21 protein-coding genes are annotated in these 21265 nt (G+C 50.1%); 1 reads left to right on the top strand and 20 read right to left on the bottom strand.

Annotation, left to right across the window (positions count from 1 at the left end; genetic code table 11):
• Window positions 1–325: 325 nt before the first annotated feature.
• From QCD60_RS01730 to QCD60_RS01740, 3 genes are read right to left on the bottom strand one after another with little or no spacing between them, the layout of a single operon-like run.
• A complete protein-coding gene (locus tag QCD60_RS01730; protein WP_279781811.1) occupies window positions 326–1462 on the bottom strand; it encodes a hypothetical protein in 1137 nt (378 codons plus the stop codon).
• A 43-nt stretch (window positions 1463–1505) separates the two neighbouring features.
• A complete protein-coding gene (locus QCD60_RS01735; protein WP_279781813.1) occupies window positions 1506–2918 on the bottom strand; it encodes a sigma-54 dependent transcriptional regulator in 1413 nt (470 codons plus the stop codon).
• A complete protein-coding gene (locus QCD60_RS01740) occupies window positions 2915–4180 on the bottom strand; it encodes an ATP-binding protein (RefSeq protein WP_279781816.1) in 1266 nt (421 codons plus the stop codon). Before QCD60_RS01740 ends, QCD60_RS01735 begins: the two co-directional genes overlap by 4 nt.
• A 163-nt stretch (window positions 4181–4343) precedes the next feature.
• Here QCD60_RS01740 and QCD60_RS01745 point away from each other — a divergent pair, with 163 nt between their 5' ends.
• Window positions 4344–5435, top strand: coding sequence for a hypothetical protein (locus QCD60_RS01745; protein WP_279781818.1), 1092 nt, complete (start codon window positions 4344–4346; stop codon window positions 5433–5435).
• A 20-nt stretch (window positions 5436–5455) separates the two neighbouring features.
• Here QCD60_RS01745 and QCD60_RS01750 read toward each other — a convergent pair whose 3' ends face one another.
• From QCD60_RS01750 to QCD60_RS01830, 17 genes are all read right to left on the bottom strand, one after another.
• Entirely contained in the window at window positions 5456–6334 is an 879-nt protein-coding gene (locus QCD60_RS01750; protein ID WP_279781820.1) for a sulfotransferase domain-containing protein, read from the bottom strand.
• A 66-nt stretch (window positions 6335–6400) separates the two neighbouring features.
• The gene (locus tag QCD60_RS01755) at window positions 6401–7180 is read right to left on the bottom strand and encodes a cephalosporin hydroxylase family protein (RefSeq protein ID WP_279781822.1); all 780 of its coding nucleotides are present in this window, start codon (window positions 7178–7180) and stop codon (window positions 6401–6403) included.
• Window positions 7177–7890, bottom strand: coding sequence for a WbqC family protein (locus QCD60_RS01760; RefSeq protein WP_279781824.1), 714 nt, complete (start codon window positions 7888–7890; stop codon window positions 7177–7179). The genes QCD60_RS01755 and QCD60_RS01760 overlap by 4 nt, the downstream gene beginning before the upstream one ends.
• On the bottom strand, window positions 7887–8423 hold the full coding sequence (locus QCD60_RS01765) for a GNAT family protein (protein ID WP_347949897.1): 537 nt from the start codon (window positions 8421–8423) through the stop codon (window positions 7887–7889). The genes QCD60_RS01760 and QCD60_RS01765 overlap by 4 nt, the downstream gene beginning before the upstream one ends.
• A complete protein-coding gene (locus tag QCD60_RS01770) occupies window positions 8407–9567 on the bottom strand; it encodes a class I SAM-dependent methyltransferase (protein WP_279781828.1) in 1161 nt (386 codons plus the stop codon). Before QCD60_RS01770 ends, QCD60_RS01765 begins: the two co-directional genes overlap by 17 nt.
• Window positions 9557–10411: a phytanoyl-CoA dioxygenase family protein gene (locus tag QCD60_RS01775; RefSeq protein ID WP_279781830.1), complete on the bottom strand. Its 855-nt coding sequence runs from the start codon at window positions 10409–10411 to the stop codon at window positions 9557–9559. Before QCD60_RS01775 ends, QCD60_RS01770 begins: the two co-directional genes overlap by 11 nt.
• 4 nt (window positions 10412–10415) lie before the next feature.
• A complete protein-coding gene (locus QCD60_RS01780; protein WP_279781833.1) occupies window positions 10416–11519 on the bottom strand; it encodes a DegT/DnrJ/EryC1/StrS family aminotransferase in 1104 nt (367 codons plus the stop codon).
• A complete protein-coding gene (locus QCD60_RS01785) occupies window positions 11516–12739 on the bottom strand; it encodes a class I SAM-dependent methyltransferase (protein ID WP_279781835.1) in 1224 nt (407 codons plus the stop codon). The genes QCD60_RS01780 and QCD60_RS01785 overlap by 4 nt, the downstream gene beginning before the upstream one ends.
• Window positions 12739–13299: a dTDP-4-dehydrorhamnose 3,5-epimerase family protein gene (locus QCD60_RS01790; RefSeq protein WP_279781837.1), complete on the bottom strand. Its 561-nt coding sequence runs from the start codon at window positions 13297–13299 to the stop codon at window positions 12739–12741. Before QCD60_RS01790 ends, QCD60_RS01785 begins: the two co-directional genes overlap by 1 nt.
• Window positions 13287–14360, bottom strand: a complete 1074-nt coding sequence (rfbG, locus tag QCD60_RS01795) for a CDP-glucose 4,6-dehydratase (protein WP_279787864.1) — start codon at window positions 14358–14360, stop codon at window positions 13287–13289. The genes QCD60_RS01790 and rfbG overlap by 13 nt, the downstream gene beginning before the upstream one ends.
• Complete coding sequence (rfbF, locus tag QCD60_RS01800) at window positions 14351–15124, bottom strand: glucose-1-phosphate cytidylyltransferase (protein ID WP_279781839.1); 774 nt, start codon at window positions 15122–15124, stop codon at window positions 14351–14353. The genes rfbG and rfbF overlap by 10 nt, the downstream gene beginning before the upstream one ends.
• A gap of 12 nt (window positions 15125–15136) precedes the next feature.
• On the bottom strand, window positions 15137–15994 hold the full coding sequence (locus QCD60_RS01805; RefSeq protein ID WP_279781841.1) for a glycosyltransferase family 2 protein: 858 nt from the start codon (window positions 15992–15994) through the stop codon (window positions 15137–15139).
• Window positions 15981–17150, bottom strand: a complete 1170-nt coding sequence (locus tag QCD60_RS01810; RefSeq protein ID WP_279781843.1) for an NAD-dependent epimerase/dehydratase family protein — start codon at window positions 17148–17150, stop codon at window positions 15981–15983. Before QCD60_RS01810 ends, QCD60_RS01805 begins: the two co-directional genes overlap by 14 nt.
• Window positions 17151–17159: 9 nt before the next feature.
• Window positions 17160–18161: a glycosyltransferase family A protein gene (locus tag QCD60_RS01815; protein ID WP_279781845.1), complete on the bottom strand. Its 1002-nt coding sequence runs from the start codon at window positions 18159–18161 to the stop codon at window positions 17160–17162.
• Window positions 18154–19113 (bottom strand): glycosyltransferase family 2 protein, encoded by a 960-nt coding sequence (locus QCD60_RS01820; RefSeq protein ID WP_279781848.1) that lies wholly within the window; start codon window positions 19111–19113, stop codon window positions 18154–18156. Before QCD60_RS01820 ends, QCD60_RS01815 begins: the two co-directional genes overlap by 8 nt.
• A complete protein-coding gene (gene glf, locus QCD60_RS01825) occupies window positions 19106–20290 on the bottom strand; it encodes a UDP-galactopyranose mutase (RefSeq protein ID WP_279781850.1) in 1185 nt (394 codons plus the stop codon). The genes QCD60_RS01820 and glf overlap by 8 nt, the downstream gene beginning before the upstream one ends.
• Entirely contained in the window at window positions 20287–21258 is a 972-nt protein-coding gene (locus QCD60_RS01830; RefSeq protein WP_279781852.1) for a glycosyltransferase, read from the bottom strand. The genes glf and QCD60_RS01830 overlap by 4 nt, the downstream gene beginning before the upstream one ends.
• Between the last annotated feature and the right edge of the window lie 7 nt (window positions 21259–21265).

The raw sequence follows: 21265 nt of genomic DNA on the forward strand, positions 1-21265 counted from the left end.
TATTATTGTCGTTGAAAGAGTTGCAGGCCTGGCTCCGAAACACGGACAAGTTCAACGCTATAGTCGCGCCCTGCCTGATTCCGAGCCAGTGTGTACATGAACTTTATAGTTATGGGCTGTTGCCATCCCCGCACCAGCTGCTTGATGGCTGTTATACCCCCCGAGCTACAGGGGCAATAATTAGACATTGGTATATTTGCGCCAGCATCGATGCTTCCCACCACCACACGACTAATGTGACACGCTGATAAACAGGTACATCACGATTCATTGCACATGGCTGTAACCGATAGCCAAATCAACGACCTCGTAGAAATACAAGTATCTAGGTGGCGGAAGGGCTTAATTCTCCAATGATGTATTTGAGACTTATCGCCCTTGCGCGCCAGCTCATTTCTTGGGTGGCAGTTGCCATATCAACAGCAAGTTTCTGCAGATCATAGTCATAACCTGCAGTGATAATCTGGCTTAGCTCATACGAGGTGCGATAGAAGACTAATGAAGAAAGACTGCCCAGGTGATCGTCCAGATAGGAATTGTATCGGGTAATCACCCTCGTCCCATTCATCAATGGATAAGTGATCCTCTCATGCAAACCATGCTCAAAGCCCGGTGAGTTATGCAGTACCCAATGGGACTTTTTCATCAACGCCAGCGCTTCTGTGAAACTCACTTCACCAAGGTAATCATGGTCACCCAGATGGGCATAACGATCGACATGCCTGCCGACCAGCGTCAGGCGAATACCGGCAGCTGTAAACGCCTTGATTTCCCGCTCCCGGTTACGCGCCCGAATACACAGGTCCATTTGCCTCAGTGCAGCCAATAGCTGACTGGTAAGAGGCGTAGCTGGCTGCCCTTTGGGCGCCATGACTTTCAGTCTGACCAGACAATCCCGCAAGGTCGTCACCTCTCCACGCTCAATGGCATCCGCCATGAACGAGGCCGCAGTACGAATGGGCTGTAACTGTTTCGCGTAATCGAAGTATGACACCGGATACAACACATCGATTGTCTTATCTGCAATGATGCTTTTCAGCTGATCGATGTTTCCCGGGTCAACAGTGGCGCTGCCACCATGCGGGAAAAACCGGGCGCGCCCTCCTACCATGGTGACAAAATCACAGTGATCCAGATCGACACAGAGCGCCAGATGATTAGGAGCCTGAAAGAATCGCGCCAGGTGATGAAGCGGATGATCCAGGTAATAACTGATGTGCAGGCAATCCAGACTACTTGCGAGGGATCCTCTGGCCGAGACAGGCACCTTGACACCGATACCGTTGACCGAGAGGACAAAATCAATTTTTTCATCCTGATAGCGTGGATAGCTGGTCGCCAGATCATCAAATGGTACGACCTCTACCACCACTCCCAGCAACCCAAGTTCATCTATCAGCGCAGTCATGAAAGCATCAGCAGCACCGTATTGGTGGGTTCCGGATATGTAGATGCCTTTCACGTCGATCTCCTTTGATACTGAAGCGCTGCCGCTGATAACACGATCACCAGGGCGACCACTGCTTGTCCTGTATATCCATTCCTGCCTCTCTCATACGCGCCAGCTTGTAGCGCAGGGTACGGGGGCTGATACCCAGCTTTTCCGCTGCATCCTTGCGGCTGCCACGCGTACTTTTTAACGCCTCAAGAATTAACTGAAATTCGTGCTGCATCATGTCTGCACCGAGCGCGCTATTGCTCTCCAGAGCCGCGCCCAGTAAGGGCTCATCAGCGGCATCACCGCCTACCTGCACTGTATCGCTGATCCTGGGGGAGCGACTGAATTGCGACATATCAAGGCAGATGTCGTCAGCTTCGATGACTGACCCCGGTTGCAGGATCAATGCACGCTGAATGCAGTTATCCAGCTCACGTACGTTGCCGGGCCACTTATGGGCAGACAGCTCAGCGACGGCAGCAGCGCTGAGAATTACCTTGGCCCTGCCCTGCTTGCGGCTGTGCAAGGCCAGAAGGCGCTCAGCTAATGGCTTGATATCCAGCGGACGCTCCCGCAACGGCATCCACTCCAGCGGAAAGACATTCAGGCGATAGTAGAGGTCTTCACGAAACTTCCCTTCACTGACGTACTCGGCCAAATCACGGTTGGTCGTGGCAAGCACGCGCACATCCAGCTGCAGCGTTTTTCTGCCACCAAGTCGCTCTACCTCCCGCTCCTGCAGTACGCGCAGAATCTTGGCCTGCAGCTCCAACGCCATTTCACTGATTTCATCCAGCAAAATGGTTCCACCGTTCGCCTGCTCAAACTTGCCCGGCATAGCGGTATAGGCGCCTGTAAATGCGCCTTTTTCATAGCCGAACAGAGTGGCCTCAAGCATATTTTCTGGAATAGCGGCACAGTTGATGGCAATGAAAGGCTTGTCGGCACGCACAGAGTGCTGATGTATGTAACGCGCCATGACTTCTTTACCCGTCCCCGACTCACCGCAAATCAGCACGGTGGAATCTGACCCGGCAACTCGGCGCGCCAGCTGGAACAGCCGTTTGCTTGAAGGGTCTTCAGCAACAGGTTCTTCCTGCTCAGTGACAGGTAACCTGCCAGACAGGTAACGGTCAACAATGGTGAGCAGTGCGGCAGGCTCAAAGGGCTTGAGCAAATAATCCACCGCCCCATTACGCATGGCCTCGACAGCTTTGCTGATATCGCCATAAGCAGTCATCAGCAGCACTGGCAGGTAGGGATATTGATGGCGCAGACGCTGCTGCAACTCGTAACCGTCCATCCCTGGCATGTTGATGTCACTGATCACCATATCGACACTATGCTGTTCGAGCTGCACCAGCGCCTGTTCACCGTTGCCCGCTGACACAAATTGGTACCCGGCGATGGCCAGAGTATCTTCCAGCGCCTCACGCAAGCTGGCGTCATCTTCCACCAGCAGCAGCTTCGCCTGACTCATTTTAATTCTCCAACAGTCGAACGCGGATCTTGCTCATCAATAGACGAAGATGCCGCGGAACCCTGATAACAAGGCAGGATAATACGTGCACAGGTATGTCCCGGCCTTGAACTCAGCTCGAAGCGTCCTCCATGTGCCTTGGCAACGGCCTGCACTACGGCCAGGCCCAGACCCGTCCCCTGAGCCTTGGTGGTATAGAAAGGTTGAAGCACCTTCTGTATATGTTCAGCACTGATGCCCGGCCCCGGATCAATCACACAGATAGCGACCTGTTCACCCAGCCTCTCGCCTACCAGATGCAGTTCAACACCCACCGAGCAGGCTTGTAACGCGTTGTTGACCAGATTTAACACAGCACCTATCAACACCTCACGATTGATCTGTACCACTGCCCCCTGGCTGTCATCACGAATATCGCAATCAGCATCATGACTTGTCAGCGGTACGTCCAGCGCATCTTCAATAGCACGCAGTAGCTGGCTCACCGTCATCACATCATTGAGCTGAGTCTCACCACGGGAGAAGATCAGCATGTCCTTTATTTGCTGTTCAATATTCAGCAGCCGGGAGCGCAATTTCCCGGCAAACTGCAACCGCTGAGGCTCAGCCAGAGCCGGGTTCTGAAGGTGGGAGGCATAGAGTAGAGCAGCGGACAAGGGAGTACGTACCTGATGAGCCAGGGCAGCGACCATTTGCCCCATCGCCGTCAGACGCTCATGGTGACTCAGCCGGGACTGCAGCAGGCGGGTTTCTGTCAGGTCATGCAGCAAGACAATCTGGCCTGCCTGATCCGGAAGAGAGTTGGTCAAAACCGATACCCGCCGGCCAGAACGGAGGGAAATCTCATGGCCATCATCCTTACGGGGAGCAAAGCTGCGCCGGATTACGTTGAACCACAGTTCATCCTCCAGCGGCTCACCAAGCAATGCCAAAGCAGTGGGATTCGCACGACGAATCTGACCCCGGTTATCAATCATTACCATGCCAAGAGGCAAAATATCGAGCAAAGCTTCATATTGCTCAGTGACTGCAAGTCGATCACTTTCGGCACGCTGTTGCTGCTGTTGCTGGTCAGCCAACTGCACACGCAGTTGCAGTACCTCTTGTTCAAGGGCCTGATAGCGCTGACTAAGCTCACCCGCCAGCTGATTAAACTCAGTAAATGCAGTAGTCAGGAGTAATTGCTGCTGCAGAGTATCTCGCTCAGCATTTTCATCGACCCCCTGGAGTGGTGCTGAAACCTTGTCACCTTTGCTTGTCATCACCTTCAACCCGTAAGGTAGTTGTGAGTATTATTACATGCCGAGTGTTACATGACCTTGCAACAAATCAACCCCACCGTGCTAAGCTTTTGAATTTAAAGAATTAAAATACTCACCGATAATATTTCCGTGTATCAACGTACCATATCCCGGAGAGAGCGCAATGAAACTACTTGACTGCAAACTGATCTGGGATCATGCCGAACACAATGCCTTTACCGATTTACAACTCTTCAATGGCACCCTTTTCCTGGCCTTCCGAGAAGGCAGTGCACACGTCTCTCCTGATGGAGCCATACGCATTCTTAGGGACGTAAAGGGAGAATGGCAAAGCTGCGCACTCATCTCACTTCCTGATGCCGACCTGCGTGATGCCAAACTAAGCATTGGGCCTGACAACTCCTTGATACTGCTTAGCGCCGCGGCTTATCAGGAAGGCCCGATTAAACACCAGTGCCACTACTGGACCAGCCATGACGGTGAACACTGGAGTTCAGGCACCCCTGTTGCCGAGCCCAATCACTGGCTATGGCGAATTACCTGGCATCAGAGCACCGCTTATGGTCTGGCTTATGGTACGGGAGGAACAAAGGGTCTTTTCTGGTATGAATGGACCCTGGATGGCCAGTGGCACTATCACCGGCTGGAGGAGTTTGATAACCAGTATGCCAATGAGCATGGCTTGTGCTTTGATGAGTCAGGAAAAGCATATTGCCTGCTACGCCGAGACAACAAAGATAACAAGATTACTGAAGGCCTCTGGGGTACGGCAACACCGCCTTATCGCGACTGGCAGTGGCAGCCGATGGGATTCCGTATTGGCGGGCCAGTATTAATCTGGAACCCGAATCGGTCTGGGTTCTACGCGGCGTATCGTCGATATGAACAAGTAGACCAGTGGGTACCGCAGTGGACTGAAGTGGCAGAACTGGGGATGGATGGTGGGGTCGTAGACAGCCTGACACTGCCCTCTGGAGGGGACTGCAGTTATCCCGGGTTATCGACTGATGAAACACACTTGAACTGCTCTTATTACTCCAGCCATGAAAAAGACACTTCTATTTACTGTTCAAAAATAAAAATTATTAATCAAAAAAAATTAAAACCCAAGAAAATATTTAAAAAAAGAATATGGTTGATCGTGCCAAATCCAAACATGAAACTTTATTTCTATGCAAGCAGATCTCGCCTCACTTTAAGGAATCTATTACCGATATATTTCTATGGAGCACCACCCAATACAGAGTCAAAATGATGCACCCTTTCATTCAACCGTTACAAACCCATATAAGAAAAGTCAACATCAGGATACATTTCAGTCATTCTTTTTAATTTACAAATAGATTGCTGAGAAATATCTCCCCCTCTACCGACTACACCCTTATTAAAACGTGTAAAACCGGTGTAATCAAACTCTCTTTCAATGAGATATTCTCCCTCACAAAAATCAGCAATTTTTGAGAATACAGTCTGTCTATCATCGACCAGGCTTTCGTATCGCACAAGCTCAACATCCAGTGTTGACTTATTATCAATAAAGAAAAACCAGGATGCCCAAAATTTAATATACCAAGGCCCTATCTGTTCTACGACAAAGTCAATTTTTTCATTTGCAGAAAACATCTCCCACAATTTGGGATCTACAGACACAAAAGGGAGCAGACTTTTTTCTTTCTCATAATGATCCACGAGACTAACCAAAACATCTTGAATATTTCTTATCTGAAGAATGACCTTTGCATTTAGCTGTCTGGCAAATGAAACATTCCACTCATTTGGTAAAACATGCATATGCATTAGAAAAATATCATCGTCTAACAATTTTTGCCTGTAAAACTCAGGCATGGACAGGTCTTGAAATCTTCCACCCGTATGGCAAGGCCAACCCGCTTTCCACCCTCGACCAACAAGATACTTTTCCATCACCTTGGTTACCCAGGTAGAACCACTCTTTGGCATGGCAACATGCCAAACACAACGCTTTGACGTATCTCGAAGAGAGAGCATTGTTGTGTCGTATGCCAGAAAACTGGCCAGACGCTTTAATTCACTCAGAGAAATATCGGGCAGGGTGTTAAAATCCTGCCCCTGCATGCCTTGTTTTTTTCTTCTGACCGACTCAAAAAAATCAACTATTTCACGCTCGGAATTCATCAGCCCACCCTGGAAAACTATCATTACTCATCGTAATAACTACAACAGCAGCAAATAAATTCTGAATTATTTCGACCTGCACAAGAACCCATCTACTGCCACTGTAATTTGCAATTTATGCTGAATATGCTTATCAACAAAGAATTCTTTGTTATTCTTCAGAAACTCCATAACCGCTGTTTTTGGGCTGTTTCCGGGACCCCAGGGGCGATCCGGAAACATATCAGCAGGCATATCTTCGATAAGTGTGTCATAGACGACACAATAACTTCCGGGAGTGACTAAGCTTGCGTAGGCCTTTAGTTCAGCGAGTACATGATCATGCGTATGATTACTATCCAGGCAGACTAAAACCGACTTATATCCCTCTGCCAACGTATGTACTTGAGCAACAATGTCATCAGAAATGCTCGACCCTTCCAGCATAGTAATTCTGGATGCCATAGGGTGTGCTTCAATCGCTTCTCTGTTATGGCTGCGGATGTCGATATCAATACCGATAACTTTTCGGGAAGAGTTTTTAGGATCAAGAGTTTTTCCGGACTCAATGGCCTCGCACATATCTAACATTGCCAGCATCGAGGCACTAAAGATCAACGAACCACCGTGGGCAATACCTGTTTCAATAATCAAATCCGGCTTTACCTTCCAGATGATCTCCTGAAGCCCCCAGGCATCATTAGGAAACTGAATAGCTGGGCGACCTAACCATGAAAAGTTATAAGCCCATTTATGCCGCGCCACTTCACGAATCCACACTCTGGAAAGAGCCTGCATATCCTGATCGTCACCAAGCCCTTTGATATTAGACTTTACTTCTTCTTGAAAAAGCTCATGTGGATTCACTGTAGAAACTCTCGCCAGTCAATGGATTCAGAATGGATATAGTCGACGCCTTTTTTACCGCAGTTCGCCACCAGATCAAGCCCCGTGACATAAGGCGTGAAAGCCCCATGCGACTGTGGATAGGGCGTACGCTGGTAGTTCATATACTCAACATTCACGTTTGCGGCTGCAAAACGCTCATGCTCAAGATAAGCGCGTGCGCCATGACCAGTAATATAGGTATCTCCAGACAAATGCCTGACAACGTCAAACACACGATCGGTACTACTTCCGGAGATATTCAGGGATGTAACATCCAGAAACTGGCACTGCTGATCCAGTGAAAAGTACTTCACTAACGCCAGCAGCGAGGCCCGGGAGAGTGCGGCCAGGCTGGTGTAACGCTCAGCATAGACAGACTCCACAAGAGACAGTGCATCATCTTTAAAAGGCGAGGAAGCAAAACTCTCATGTAACAACCGCAAATGCAGCGAACGCCAGTCTTTATCATCGGAGATGCTAACATCCTGAATGGCCTGTCCTAAGTGCACACCTTTCAGCGGCACTGTCATCCAACGAGTGCCTTGAGGCGTTTTCACCTGCACTCGATTGACCAGACTGCCTTTGGAGAACTGCACATCATCGTAATGTACATAGATGTCGGCAAGGCGAACCTGCTCCAGCATGCCTACCCAGGGAAACAGCATCGACTGAGAGATGACGATGTTCATGGTGTCTCAGGCTCCGCCAGGAACATCTCCATTAGCAGTACATCCTGCCATCGTCCGTCTATAAAAATATGTTGCCGCAATCTGCCACATTCAGAAAAACCGGCCTTTTCATAGCACCTGATCGCCGCGAGATTATCGGCACTAACTTTGAGCCAGAGTTTTCTCATCCCCCAGGTTGACCAGACATAATCTTTCAGCAATGCCAGAACATGACCGCCTATGCCTTGCCCTTGCGCACTGGCTATCAGACCAATACCCATCTCAGCATTGCGGCTGACAATATCCATCTGACGACACTGAATAAACCCCAAAGGTTCATCTGTACTGGTGCTCGCCACTATCAGAAAAATATCCGTGCTACTGGCGGATCGCTGCTGCAGCCACTCACGCACACTACTGGCGCTACTGCCGCGCGCTCGCGCCAGCAATTGTGTTTGCAGGGCAATGTCATTACGCATTTGCTGAAGTACATCAAAGTCACGCTCTGACCACGGCCTCAGACGGATGTCAGTACCTTCAATCATGAGAGCCATTATCCAGATAAATGATAGAAAGCCCCCGCTCCGTGAGCCATGGCATACTCTCGATGACTTGCCGGGCAATGGCCGGATTGAGGCCAACAAACAGAGTACTCACGCTCAGAGGAAGTGACTGAGGCGCCAGAATCGGGATATCAAAGAGCTTCTTGCCTTGTTGAAAGGGATTCGCATCAAGAAAGCAAACCAGATTGATGTCCGACCTGATGGCACTGGCAATATATGCCCCATAAAAACCAGCGCCATAGATGGCGACCTCGCCGTCTCCCTGCTGAGCCACTGCTTGTGCAATACATCGGTCGATGCTTTGCCAATATTGACCAAGGGCTAGCGCACGTTCGTGAACATCGCCACGCTCTGCCAATACAGGAGACTGTACCTTCTGCGTTTTCGTCGCGGTGAATACCAGTGCGCCGCGATGTGCCTGTGCGTCGATTTCGATGTCGGTAAAGCCTGAGCCAGAGAGCAAGAACTGAAGCGAAGGGGCGGTGAAATGATTCACATGATCCACCACCACAAAATCCGCCACATTCCCAAAGGTATCCGGCACGATGCCGTAGAATACGCCGCCGACGTCGAGCAATTGCCAGATAGTTGTCAGGGTATCTGACAACTCGCCGATATGTTCCAGCGCAAAGAATGATGTAACGACATCAAATCGTGCGTTCCAGCTTGGGGGCGTGACAAAGGTAGCGCAGGCGTCAGAAGCAACAAAACTGTTCCAGTACGGTTTGTACATGTCACTGACATCAAAGAGATGAAGCTGTACATCTTCACGCACTGCTAATAATTTTCGCGTCGTAGAAGCTTTGGCGCAGCCAAAGTCGAGCACTCGCGCTCCCGACTTAATAGGCAACTTACGCAGTAATACCGCAAGCTGATGATCGGTCCGAAAGCGTGACTGTCCGTCAACGACTTCATAAATTTGATCTTCATCTTCTTCGGTCAGCGATATTTTGTAGTCGTTCTCGTAATAAGAAGCTTCATCGTCCAGCGCCTGACTCTGCAGGTGACCGCAGTGCCTGCAACTCCATACACTGACCTGACCTGAGCGTAGCTCACACAGGGAAGTCAGTGACACATGGCTGCCAGAGCAATAGACGGGTTCATCAAAAGACTCATGGCAAACATTACACTTCATCGGGAGACTCCGAACAAAACAGCTCAGGGTGAATCGTGGTGAAGTCGACCCCGGCGGCATACGAACCTTTCCAGCCATGACTGCGGCCAACAGGATCGGCAAAATTGAAATAACGGAACTGCATGGACCAGCGCGCCCGGTTCGATATGTTAAATCCGGAGCAGTGCATAACAGCAAAATCAATAATGACAAGATCACCAGGCGCGGTGAGAGGCGCAACTTGCGGATAATGCGTCAGGACATCGGCCTCATCGCGTATACGCAGCGCATACGCCCCTGAACGTCCTGTTCCCTGTGGATCAGTCTGATAAACCGGTAAGATTCCACGTCGGTGAGACCCCGGGCAAAACGCCACCGGACCAAGCGCTTCAGTGATAGCCACCAGCGGACTCCAGAACACCAGACCATCGACACTTCTCAGCTGGGCCGGATACTCCTGATGCCACATAGCACGGTATTTGTCCTCGAAAGGTATATCAATCCGAATACCGTAGCCGCCTGCGGCCATCCCCGGAATCGCGTTCTCACGCAACTCGTTAAACAGCTCTTCATGGGCAGGGTGTGCGACTAAACGCAAAAATGCGGGTATCTGCTTTACCGCATCATATATCTCACCGCCCCAGGCACGATTACGTTGGATCAGCTCAATAAACACCTGATCGAAGGTGTCAGGTGAGAAAGCATCACGTGTATCTTCAACGCCGTGACGAAGCATCACCTGCCCGATGATCTGATAAATACCCCACTGGACCTGATGTACCTGTTCAAGAGGGTAAAACTGAGGAACCACCAGCACGCCATCTCGCTGGAACTGTTCCCGTTGCTTGTCACTGAGATATGCCATAGTGCTATGCCATCCCTGCTAATACCTGAACGATACGTTCCTGTTGTTGATGCGTCATATCGTGATAAGACGGCAGATTGATCGACCGGCCAGCGATATCCACTGCCACCGGTTCAGGTTGAACACCTGCAAACATGGGCAGAGCGCTTAACGGCGCAAAAAATGGTCGGGCGTCGATGTTGGCCGACTGAAAAGCCTGCATCAGCGCCTGATCAGTAATACCGCTGCCCTTATCAAATACCGCATTCGGCATCCAGGCACCAATCGTGGCACCCGGTTGCTCAGGGTTTAACTGAATACACGCTATCCCCATCAGCGCCTGACGATAGTTCGCCATAATCTGTTGTTTGCGCTGGATTAGTTCCTCGATACGCTCAAGCTGACCACAACCAATAGCGGCCTGAATGTTCGACATTTTATATTTAAAGCCCACCATCTCCGGCCAGAACTGCCGGGTCTGTCCGCGCGCACGGCCATGATTGCTGAGCGTCAGTACGGTTTCGTAGAGCTCAGGATCATTAGTGACAAAAATCCCGCCCTCGCCTGTGGTAATGGTTTTAGTGCCATGAAAGGAAAATGCGCCAAAACGCCCCATCGCTCCTGCACGTTTGCCTTGCCAGACTGAGCCGATAGCTTCTGCCGCATCTTCAATCACGGGAATGCCGTACTTCTCTCCAAGCGCCAGCAGCTTGCCCATATCACAGAGGTTGCCATAGAGATGCACAGCAATAATCGCACGAGTGTTGGGGGTAATGGCCGCTTCCACCTGCTCAGGATCAAGACACCAGGTATCCGGTAAAATATCGACAAATACCGGCGTTGCGCCTAAGTGCACCACCGGTGATACCGTTGCAATCCAGTTGGTATCGGCCAGAATGACTTCATCACCCTCGCCAATACCCAACGCCGCCATTCCCATATGCAAAGCGCCAGTACAACTTGAGGTGGCAATTGCATAGCGCACCCCCAGGTGCTGACAAAAAAGCCGCTCAAATTTATGGATATAGTCGTAGCACTGCGCGCCCCAGCCATTGGCAGCGGCATCGGTGGCATAGCCAACTTCAAGCGCGGTAATAGAAGGCTTGGTATAGGCAATCCGCTCGTTCATACCACCTCCAGCGTGGGCACTACGGTGACAAAGCGCGTCCCCGCCTCTCGCAGAAAGCTCAGCTGTTGCATCACTTCCATCTTGATATTCCAGGGCAAAATCAGCACCACCTCTGGCGGCGTACTCGCTAACACTTCAGGTGCGACAATGGGAATATGGCTGCCGGGCAAGTACTTACCTTGCTTTGAAGCTGCTGCATCACAGACATAGGGTAAAAGGTCGGGCTTGATGCCAGCATAGTTAAGCAGGGTGTTGCCCTTGGCGGCGGCGCCATAGGCCACAACGCGTCGTCCGGCACGTTTTTGTTCTAACAAAAAGCCCAGCAAATCATCCTTAATTTTATCGGCTTTCTGCTGAAAGGATGTGTATGTGGTTAAAGAGAAAAGCCCCGCTTGTTTCTCACGCGCGAGAATATTCTCTACCTGAAGGCTTGCCTCTCGCTCATCATCCGCATGGCACGCCCATACACGCAGACTGCCACCATGTGTGCTGAGGGAATCAACGTCAAAGACTTTAAGCCCCACACTCGAGAGAATGGTACTGACCGTTTGCAAAGACAAATAAGAAAAGTGTTCGTGATAAATCGTGTCGAACTGACCAAGAGTAATAAGCTCAAGCAGGTGAGGAAATTCAAGCGTGATAGTCCCCGTGGGCTTCAGCAAAGCTTTCAGACCACGACTAAAATCATTGATGTCAGGCACATGGGCAAACACGTTATTACCAATGATCAGATCAGCCTGAGGCCCTTCTTGTGCCAGCGTCTTTGCTAACGCCTCACCAAAAAATGCAGACAACACAGGAATACCCTGCAAGCGTGCCGCCTCTGCCGTGCTTTGCGTCGGCTCAATGCCTAAACAAGGAATCGCTTTAGCCACCATGTTGCGCAGCAGGTAGCCATCATTGGAGGCAACCTCCACCACAAAGCTATCACGACCAAGCGCCAACTTATGCTCCACCTCATCGCAATAGTGTTTCGCATGGGCAAGCCAGCCCGTTGAGGTGCTCGAGAAGTAGGCATAATGCTGATCAAACAATGTATCGGCCGCCGCATAATCTTCGGTTTGTACCAGCCAACAGTGGCCGCACACTTTCACGCGTAACGGGAAATAAGTCTCAGGCAGCTGCAGCTGCTCTTTTGTCAGATAAGCATTTGAAGGCGGAGCAAAACCAAGATCGACAAATCGATGGTGCAAAGGATGAGCACAATGGCGGCACTTCATCAACCTTTCACTCCTGTAAAACCTTGCTCCAGCATGGGGTGTTGCTGATCACGTGCAGATAGACTATGGGGAGCCAGCGGCCAGCTAATCGCCAGACGCGGATCCAGTGGATGTAAACCAGCCTCAGCCTCAGGCATGTAAGGCGCCGAATGACAATAAATAAGTTCAGCATTGGCCTGCAGCACTTGAAAGCCGTGCGCTACACCTTCTGGTAGTAATAACGCACAAACATTCTCAGCAGAAAGTACATGTGCATACCATTGCAGGAAGGTGGGCGAATTCTCGCGCATATCCAATGCGACATCCCACACAGCTCCACGAATGCAGCTGATAAGCTTCATTTCGGCATAAGGGGAATACTGAAAGTGCATGCCACGCACAACACCTTGTTTACATGTAAGCGTGTGATTAATCTGCGCGATCGGTTGATGCCAGCCCGCCTCCGCCAGTTCCTGCTGACAAAAAAGACGCGTTAATGCACCTCTTTCATCACGACGAGGCGTGCGCTGAATCACTTTTACCCCGGCAATTGGCGTATCAGTAATTGTTAGAGATGGCATTCTGCCTCCATCGCCGCAATGTCGGAATCACATAAAGCGCGCGCGGACTCACCTGCAAAAAAACCCTTATACCACTGCATTGTACGATCAAGTGTTTGCGCCAGAGGCCAATGGTTAGACACGCCCAATGATTGCCTCGCAAGTGATGGGTCAAGTACAAGCAAACCTGCTTCGTGCGGGCCTTCTGGCTGCTCGTGAAAGTGATAGCGCGCATCAGTAAAAATCGCACCAGCACGAGAAATCACTTCCCGAACGCTCGCCACATCGGCTGCATCCGGCCCAAAATTCAACGATAAAGGAGAGTCAGTTTTGTCGCTTAAATGTTCGGCATAAATCAGATAAGCATTGAGGCAATCCAGCACATGCTGCCAGGGTCTTACTGCATCAGGCCGGCGAATATCGACAACCTCCCCCTGGCTCCACGCTCGGATTGCATCAGGAATAAGCCGGTCAGCAGACCAGTCGCCGCCACCTATCACATTCCCTGCGCGGGCGGTGGCCAGTGCCACACCTTGCTCAGCAAAGAATGACGTTCGATACGCCGCCACCATAAGCTCACATGCGGCTTTACTGGCGCTATAAATGTCGTGACCACCTAGGGTGTCCTGTTCACGATAAGGCCATGCCCATTCACGGTTGTGATATACCTTATCGGTAGTAATACAAAGAATTGTCTGAACAGAAGGACAGGCTCGCAGCGCCTCAAGTACATTAACGGTACCCTGTACATTCGTACTGCTAGTGTTGACCGGGTCGCGGTAACTCTCACGCACCAATGCCTGTGCTGCAAGATGAAAAACGATATCTGGCTCAGCCTGCCTCACCGCGCTTGTTACTGAGTTCAGATCACGAATATCCACGGTGATATCGTGACAAAGAGACTTGATATCGGCGGCAACAAACAGGCTCTGCGGCTCGGCGCTCAGAGCGATGCCTGTCACCTGCGCGCCCATACGAGCAAGCCATAATGTCAGCCAGCTCCCTTTAAAACCCGTATGACCGGTGACGAGAACACGTTTGCCTTGCCAGAAACGGGGATTAGCAACAGGGCTTATGCCCATACTTTCCACGGAGGACTCCCCTTCTGCCAAAGATCTTCCAGCATATTTTTCTCACGCAAGGTGTCCATCGGCTGCCAGAAGCCATTGTGCTCATAGGCCATCAGCTCACCGCTTTCTGCCAGCTTGACCAGCGGCTCACCTTCCCAACTTTCCATATCGCCACGAATATGGTCAATCACCTTGGGGGAGAGTACAAAAAAACCACCATTGATTACGGCGCCATCGCCTCGTGGCTTTTCCATAAAGCCTGTGACCTGATCATCAGCACGCGTAAGCGCACCGTAACGCCCCGGAGGTATCACCGCGGTGACAGTGGCGAGCTTGCCATGGGTGCGATGAAATTCAATAAGTGCAGAAATATTGATATCACTGACACCGTCACCGTAAGTAAAGCAAAAAGCGTCTTCACCTTGTAAAAAGTCGCTCACTCGCTTGAGCCGACCGCCCGTCAGCGAATGCTCGCCCGTATCAACCAGCGTGACTTTCCAGGGCTCGGCGTGATTGTGGTGTACTTCCATACGGTTATTGACCATATCGAAGGTGACATCCGACATATGCAAAAAGTAGTTGGCAAAGTATTCCTTGATAACGTAACCCTTGTACCCCAGACAAATGATGAAATCATTTACCCCATGAGCGGAGTAAATCTTCATGATATGCCAGAGAATGGGTTTACCCCCAATCTCAATCATGGGCTTAGGTTTTAAGTGAGACTCTTCGCTGATACGGGTGCCGAGCCCGCCTGCCAGAATGACTGCTTTCATCGCATGCCTCCGTCAGATCTCATCATTAGGTATTAACGACTGAATACCGTAGCGGTGCTGAAAAACATCAATCATTTGCTGTTCAATGTAAGTCTTCATCCGCGAGTCACCTTTGTAGAGCGCCCCGAAACTATCCAGGTAATAACAGATGAGCTCATACCGGCTGAAGTAATCGTCAGAGGCAGAAGTGCGCTTGGTAAAGGATTCGGCGATATCTTCCTCACGGAAGTAACGTCGCCAGTACCGCTCATCCTCCATATAAAAGACCTGTCCGTGCCACAATAAATGACTGATCAGTACAAGGTCACCGGCAATAACCATTTTGAAGGGAAAGCCGTCCAGCAAGTGACGCCGAAACACCGAATGTATGATGCTGCAATGGGAGCGATGTCTGATGGACTGCAGATAACGACCAAGACGCTTGTGAGAATAGGGATACACATCAAGCTCAAGAAACTCAGGCTCTGGCAGCTCTTTCATAACCTTGTATGGCATACCACACGCCATTGCGAGAGAAGCATCCTCATCAAGGAGTTTCCTCGCTGTATCAAGATACCCGGGCGACACTGCATCATGGCCACCCAGCCACATGAAATAGCGTGAAGAAGGGGCATTATCCAGCAGTGCTTTAAAACTGTAGTTAGCCCCTCGATTTATATCATTCTGGTGAAATGAGAAGCGCTCATCATGACTGAAGGCCTCTCTGGCAATTTCAAAAGTATGATCAGATGACGCATTATCAAGCATCATAAAGTGATAAGACTGACCACGCTGAGCAGCCAGAGACCCCAAAGTATCAATAATATAAGGAGCCTCATTGTAGGTTGGTATACCTACGCAGATATCAAATTCGTCGTTATTTGCTGTCATGATGCTCCGCTACCCAGGTAGACACACAGGGAATTTTCGACAAATCAGCCCGCTGGATATATTTCTGAGCAATATCCATAACCTCCTCCATCAAACCTTCACTCAACAACGTTGGCTTGAGGCCATCGCGCAGAAAGCAGTCATTGGAGGCATACAAATCATTTTCAGGCGCTTCATTACGCGGATTGTGAAGATAGCTGATCTCGGCACCGGTCATCTGCGAAATCATCTGAGCCAGATCACGAACACGGTGGGTTTCCGTTAACTGGTTATAGACCTTGACGCGCTCGCCTTTTGCAGGCGGATGAGACAGTGCAATTTCCACACAGCGCACCGTATCACGGATGTGAATAAAGGCGCGGGTCTGGCCACCAGTACCATGCACGGACAGTGGATACCCTGCAGAACTTTGCATCAGAAAACGATTCAGCACCGTTCCATAATCGCCATCGTAGTCAAAACGATTAATTAAACGCTCATCCCGCTTTGTCTGCTCAGTCTGGGTCCCCCAGACGATGCCCTGATGAAGATCAGTCACACGGAGCTTGTCATTCTTGTTGTAATAAAAGAAAAACAACTGATCCTGACATTTAGTCATGTGATAGATGCTGCCGGGATTAGCTGGATAAAGGAACTCTGCTGTTGCACCGTTTGCCAGCTCAACCTGCAGGTATCCTTCCGGGATTTTCATCCCTGCCGTGCCATATCCGTATACGCCCATCGTGCCCAAATGCACGAGATGGATATCCTGCCCCGACTCAACAATCGCGTTACACAGATTATGGGTAGCATTCAGGTTGTTGTTAACCGTATAAATTTTATGCCGCGGACTCTTCATTGAATAAGGTGCCGCACGCTGCTCCGCAAAATGCACTACAGCGTCTGGCCGCCACTCTTTCAGCAGGCTGACAACCTTTTCGTAGTCCAGAGCGAGGTCAAGATACTGAACACTGATCGTCTTCCCCGACACCTCACGCCACGCGCTAACGCGCTCATCCAGGGACACAATAGGTGTTAATGACGAGGCATTGAGCTCTTCATCAATGCGACGACGGGAGAGGTTGTCCACGATCATGACATCGTGGCCCTGTTCAGAGAGATATAAAGAGGTCGGCCAACCGCAAAAGCCATCACCGCCGAAAACGATAGTTTTCATACTTATAGCTCAATGTAGAAATTGTTTTTTGATGCAATCGCATGTGAAACTAAGGCCCATATTTCGACCTTTCACAAGCTGTCTGAAACCCAAGGTTCGCAGGTAAGCAATCAGCCCTTTGATACCATGTTGTCGGCAGAAACTCTTGAGTCTTAACTCAATAAACGCTTTTATTTCACCTTCTAACATCCGATCAGTGAGTAATGACTTTTCACATGTATTGGCTACGCAGCGCCCGGCAGAAAGTAATGACTCAGAGGAGGCCTGATGCGGCCAAACCAGCGGCTGTAAGGTACTGAACATTATGTCCACTCCCATATCCGCCCATGCATTCTCAACCACCTTTGCATGGGCTTTTTTTTGCCGGTCATTATTCAGACTACTTTCCTGCTTTGCATGTGTACGATAAGCGAGCAGAAACATCGGAAGATTTGAAATCATGTGATGCTGAGCAATGTCGTAAAAAAATTTGTAATCAGCAGCCCCCTGATACGCTATATCAAACAAAAAACCACCTTTTACAATAATTTCACGGCGAATCAACACAGAGGGGTTACAGACTACATTATCCAGCTTAAGCGCCGCCTTAATCTTCACTGGGTCTGTTGGCGGACGCACTTCTCCGTCATTAGCGCCAAATCGCTTGTACCAGCTGCCCACTACAGCAATGTCGGAATGACTCACCATATAACTGACTTGTTCAGCCAGCCTGTCAGGCATACAGATATCATCTGCATCCATAAAAGCGATAAATTCTGCCGTTGCTGCCGCCAGCAAAATATTACGTGAAGGAATAATCCCTATATTCTTATCATTCTGCGAAATATGAAATCGTTCATCTTTAAGATAAGGGAGAATCTTTGCCGCTGTGGCATCATTCGAGCAATCATCCAGAATAAGGACGGAAAAATTTTTATAGGTTTGCTGAAGCAAAGAGTCAAGGCAAGCTTCGATATAATCCTCTGAATTAAAAACCGGCAGAAGCACTTGAACCAGTGGCAATTCACTCATGAATATCGACTTCCCTTTCTTTTATAAAGAAAAAATTCTGAGGCATATTCACCAGCCGCCGAACATCAGCCAACCGATTTCTTTTAACGCAAAGATTCAGCCACTTTTCCTCGATAGCATAATCCCCATTTCCGATCTTTTCCTGGTATGCCGTGATTAACTTATTAGTCCATCGAGCAATGACCACCAGATCTAATGCGGTATCTTCAATGAGCGCCCAGTGGCATAACCACTCCTCCTCTGTCACAGGGCCAACCAGATACTCCACCAGACGCCTGACGATTCTTTGATACTGAAACTGCTGTATATGCTTGTGGGTTTCACTTACCTGAGAATTGTGAATCCGATAGTGAGTAAGCACTCGGGGAATATTTGCATACCGGACTTCTGGCATCTCGATCATCACTCGCGTCCAGAACTCGGCATCCTCGACATGAATGTATGAGGAGTCATATTTAAAACGTTCTAACAGTGGCCGGCGAACAACAATAGAGTTATTGGGCATGCCATTATTTTTAAATAACAGAAGGGCTTTAATGAAGTCGTTTTGCGCCCTGTAGTGCCACACCTCATTCCGGCTACCAAACAAGGCAATCCATGAACCTACAACATCTATATGAGGGTTGGCATCCAGATAATTACATTGCAGCAACAAGCGCTCTGGCACTGACCAGTCATCGGCATCCATTCGGGCAATATAGTCACCCTGACATATCTCAGGCGCTTTGTTCAGTATGCTAATTAGCCCCATATTTTCCTGATTCTGCAGAAACCTCACCCGACAATCTTTATCCAGATATGACTTCGCAATTTCCGCAGACTCATCTGCAGAGCCGTCATCGACAATAACAAGCTCAAGATCCTCAAGCGTTTGACCGAGAATGCTGTCAATACACTGATTAAGGTAGGGTGCGGCATTAAATACGGGCAAAACAACAGAAACCTTAGGCATACGCTATTCTCAATCGATCATATGTCTCCAGCGCATTAGCCACGGCATCATCCATATCGAAGTATTTGTACTGAGCCAGGCGCCCCAGACAGTGCAGCTGCGAAATAGACTGAGCACGCTCTGCGTAATCTTTAAATCGCCGCTGCCCTTCATCGGTAAAAACAGGGTAATACGGCTCATCCCCCGTCGCAGGGTCAAACTCTTTCGGGAACTCGTAGACCACAGTTGTGGCTTGTGCAGCAGGCTCAGACTGCATCAGATGGCGAAATTCGGTGATGCGGGTGTAGTCATGATCATTAGGGTAATTTACTGTAGTCGCAGGTTGCCACCACGACTGATTCTTGCGCACAAAGTCAAAGCGCAGGGAGCGATAACGCAGGCCCCCCTGATCGGCAGCAAAGAGCTGATCAATCATGCCGGTGTAAATCACCTTCCCAGCAAAGAGCGACTCCTCTCCGGCTTCTCGCCAATAAATCTGCTTGTGCTCCCAGTCAAAACGCAGCACTTCACTCATGGAGGTGTTCAGGCGTAACTCGATACCAGGCTGAGCAAGCATCGCACTAAACATCGCCGTATAGCCGTCAGCCGGTAGCGCCTGCCAGGGGTCGATGAAGTAACGATCATCACGGCTCACCACCACCGGCACACGCGCCGTCACCGCAGGAGAAATAGCCTCTGGCGCCACACCCCACTGCTTACTGGTGTAGTTCACAAAAGCTTTCTGATAGATAAAATCCGCCAGCTCTGCCAGCAGCGGATCGGCCTCTTTACGCAGCTCAAGAATAGGCACCCGCGCCTCTTCACCAAAACGTGCGATCAGGGCGCTAATCATCCTCTGCGCTTTCTCTTCAGGAAAGCAGCGTTCAATACTGGTGAGGTTGAAGGGAATCGGCACCAGCTCTCCATCGATACTGGCGAGCACACGATGCTCGTAGGGTTGCCAGCGGGTGAACTGAGAGAGGTATTGCCAGACATTTTCTCGGTCGGTATGGAAGAGGTGTGGCCCGTAGCGATGAATACGGATGCCATCAGCGTCCAGCTCATCAAAGCAGTTACCACCGATGTGACTGCGCTGATCAATCACCAACACGCTCAGGTCAAGCTGGCTGGCCATGCGTTCGGCAATGACGGCACCAGATATGCCGGCACCAACCACGATGACATCAAAGGGTTTCATTGGGTGCCTGCCTTTAAAAACCGACGAACTGCGTCCGCATCCTGACGATGCTCAAAAGCAAACCGATGGCGTGCATCGAAATACCAGTCCTGACTGATCACAGGCAGTGTGGAGCGAGCCCGTTCCAGCAACTCAACAAAGCGCGCATCGTCGTCACGGAACAGGAAATAAAGTGCTGCCGAGTAGTAATGATGTGCACGCCCTTTTGCCACCAGCAGCGCATCCACACCGTAATTGACAGCGTTATCGCAGGCACGAATCAGATCTGCCAGAGACTGTTCACGACGTGCAGTGGAGCGAGAAGTCTGGGCACCAAAACTGTTGGCATGGACACGGTAGCGGCCCAGCACCTCAGGAATAAAATCCAGAGTGCCCCCCCCCAGACAGAGAATCAGGATATGCCAGGGGTGATCAAGAATGATCTTGCAGCCCTCATCAATAGCATCTGCAAGGTTCGGGTGACGGCGAAACATGATGGAGCTGGCATTGACCGAAGCGCCGTAGCGAATCAGCTGCTCTACCCCAGCAATATTCGCAAGGTATTTCGCGTTGTAGTAATCCTGAGTGAAATGCTTAATAAAGCGCCCGCTTTCATCATCAAACATCTCGGACTCGTGATAGCAAAGGCTGCAGCTGGGGTGCGCATCAAGATAATCAGCCTGGCGCTGTAGTTTTCCGGGGAGCGCCAGATCATCGCCATCAAGGTAGGCCAGATAGTCGCCGGTAGCTAACGACAGCAACCGTTTCTGGGTTTTCGCCAGCCCCTGATTTTGCTCATTGTGATACACCTTGAGACGCGGCTCACGTGAAGCCAGCTCGAGCATCAGTGCATAGGAGTTGTCTGGTGAACAGTCATCGACAGCAATGACCTCAAAGTCAAAATCCGTTTCCTGCGCCAGCAAACTTTCCAGACAGGGAAGCACAAAACGCTCAAGATTGTAGACCGGCACCAGCACACTGACTTTCATCTTTCTT

The sequence above is a fragment of the Pokkaliibacter sp. MBI-7 genome, assembly GCF_029846635.1.
Lineage (GTDB): Bacteria > Pseudomonadota > Gammaproteobacteria > Pseudomonadales > Balneatricaceae > Pokkaliibacter.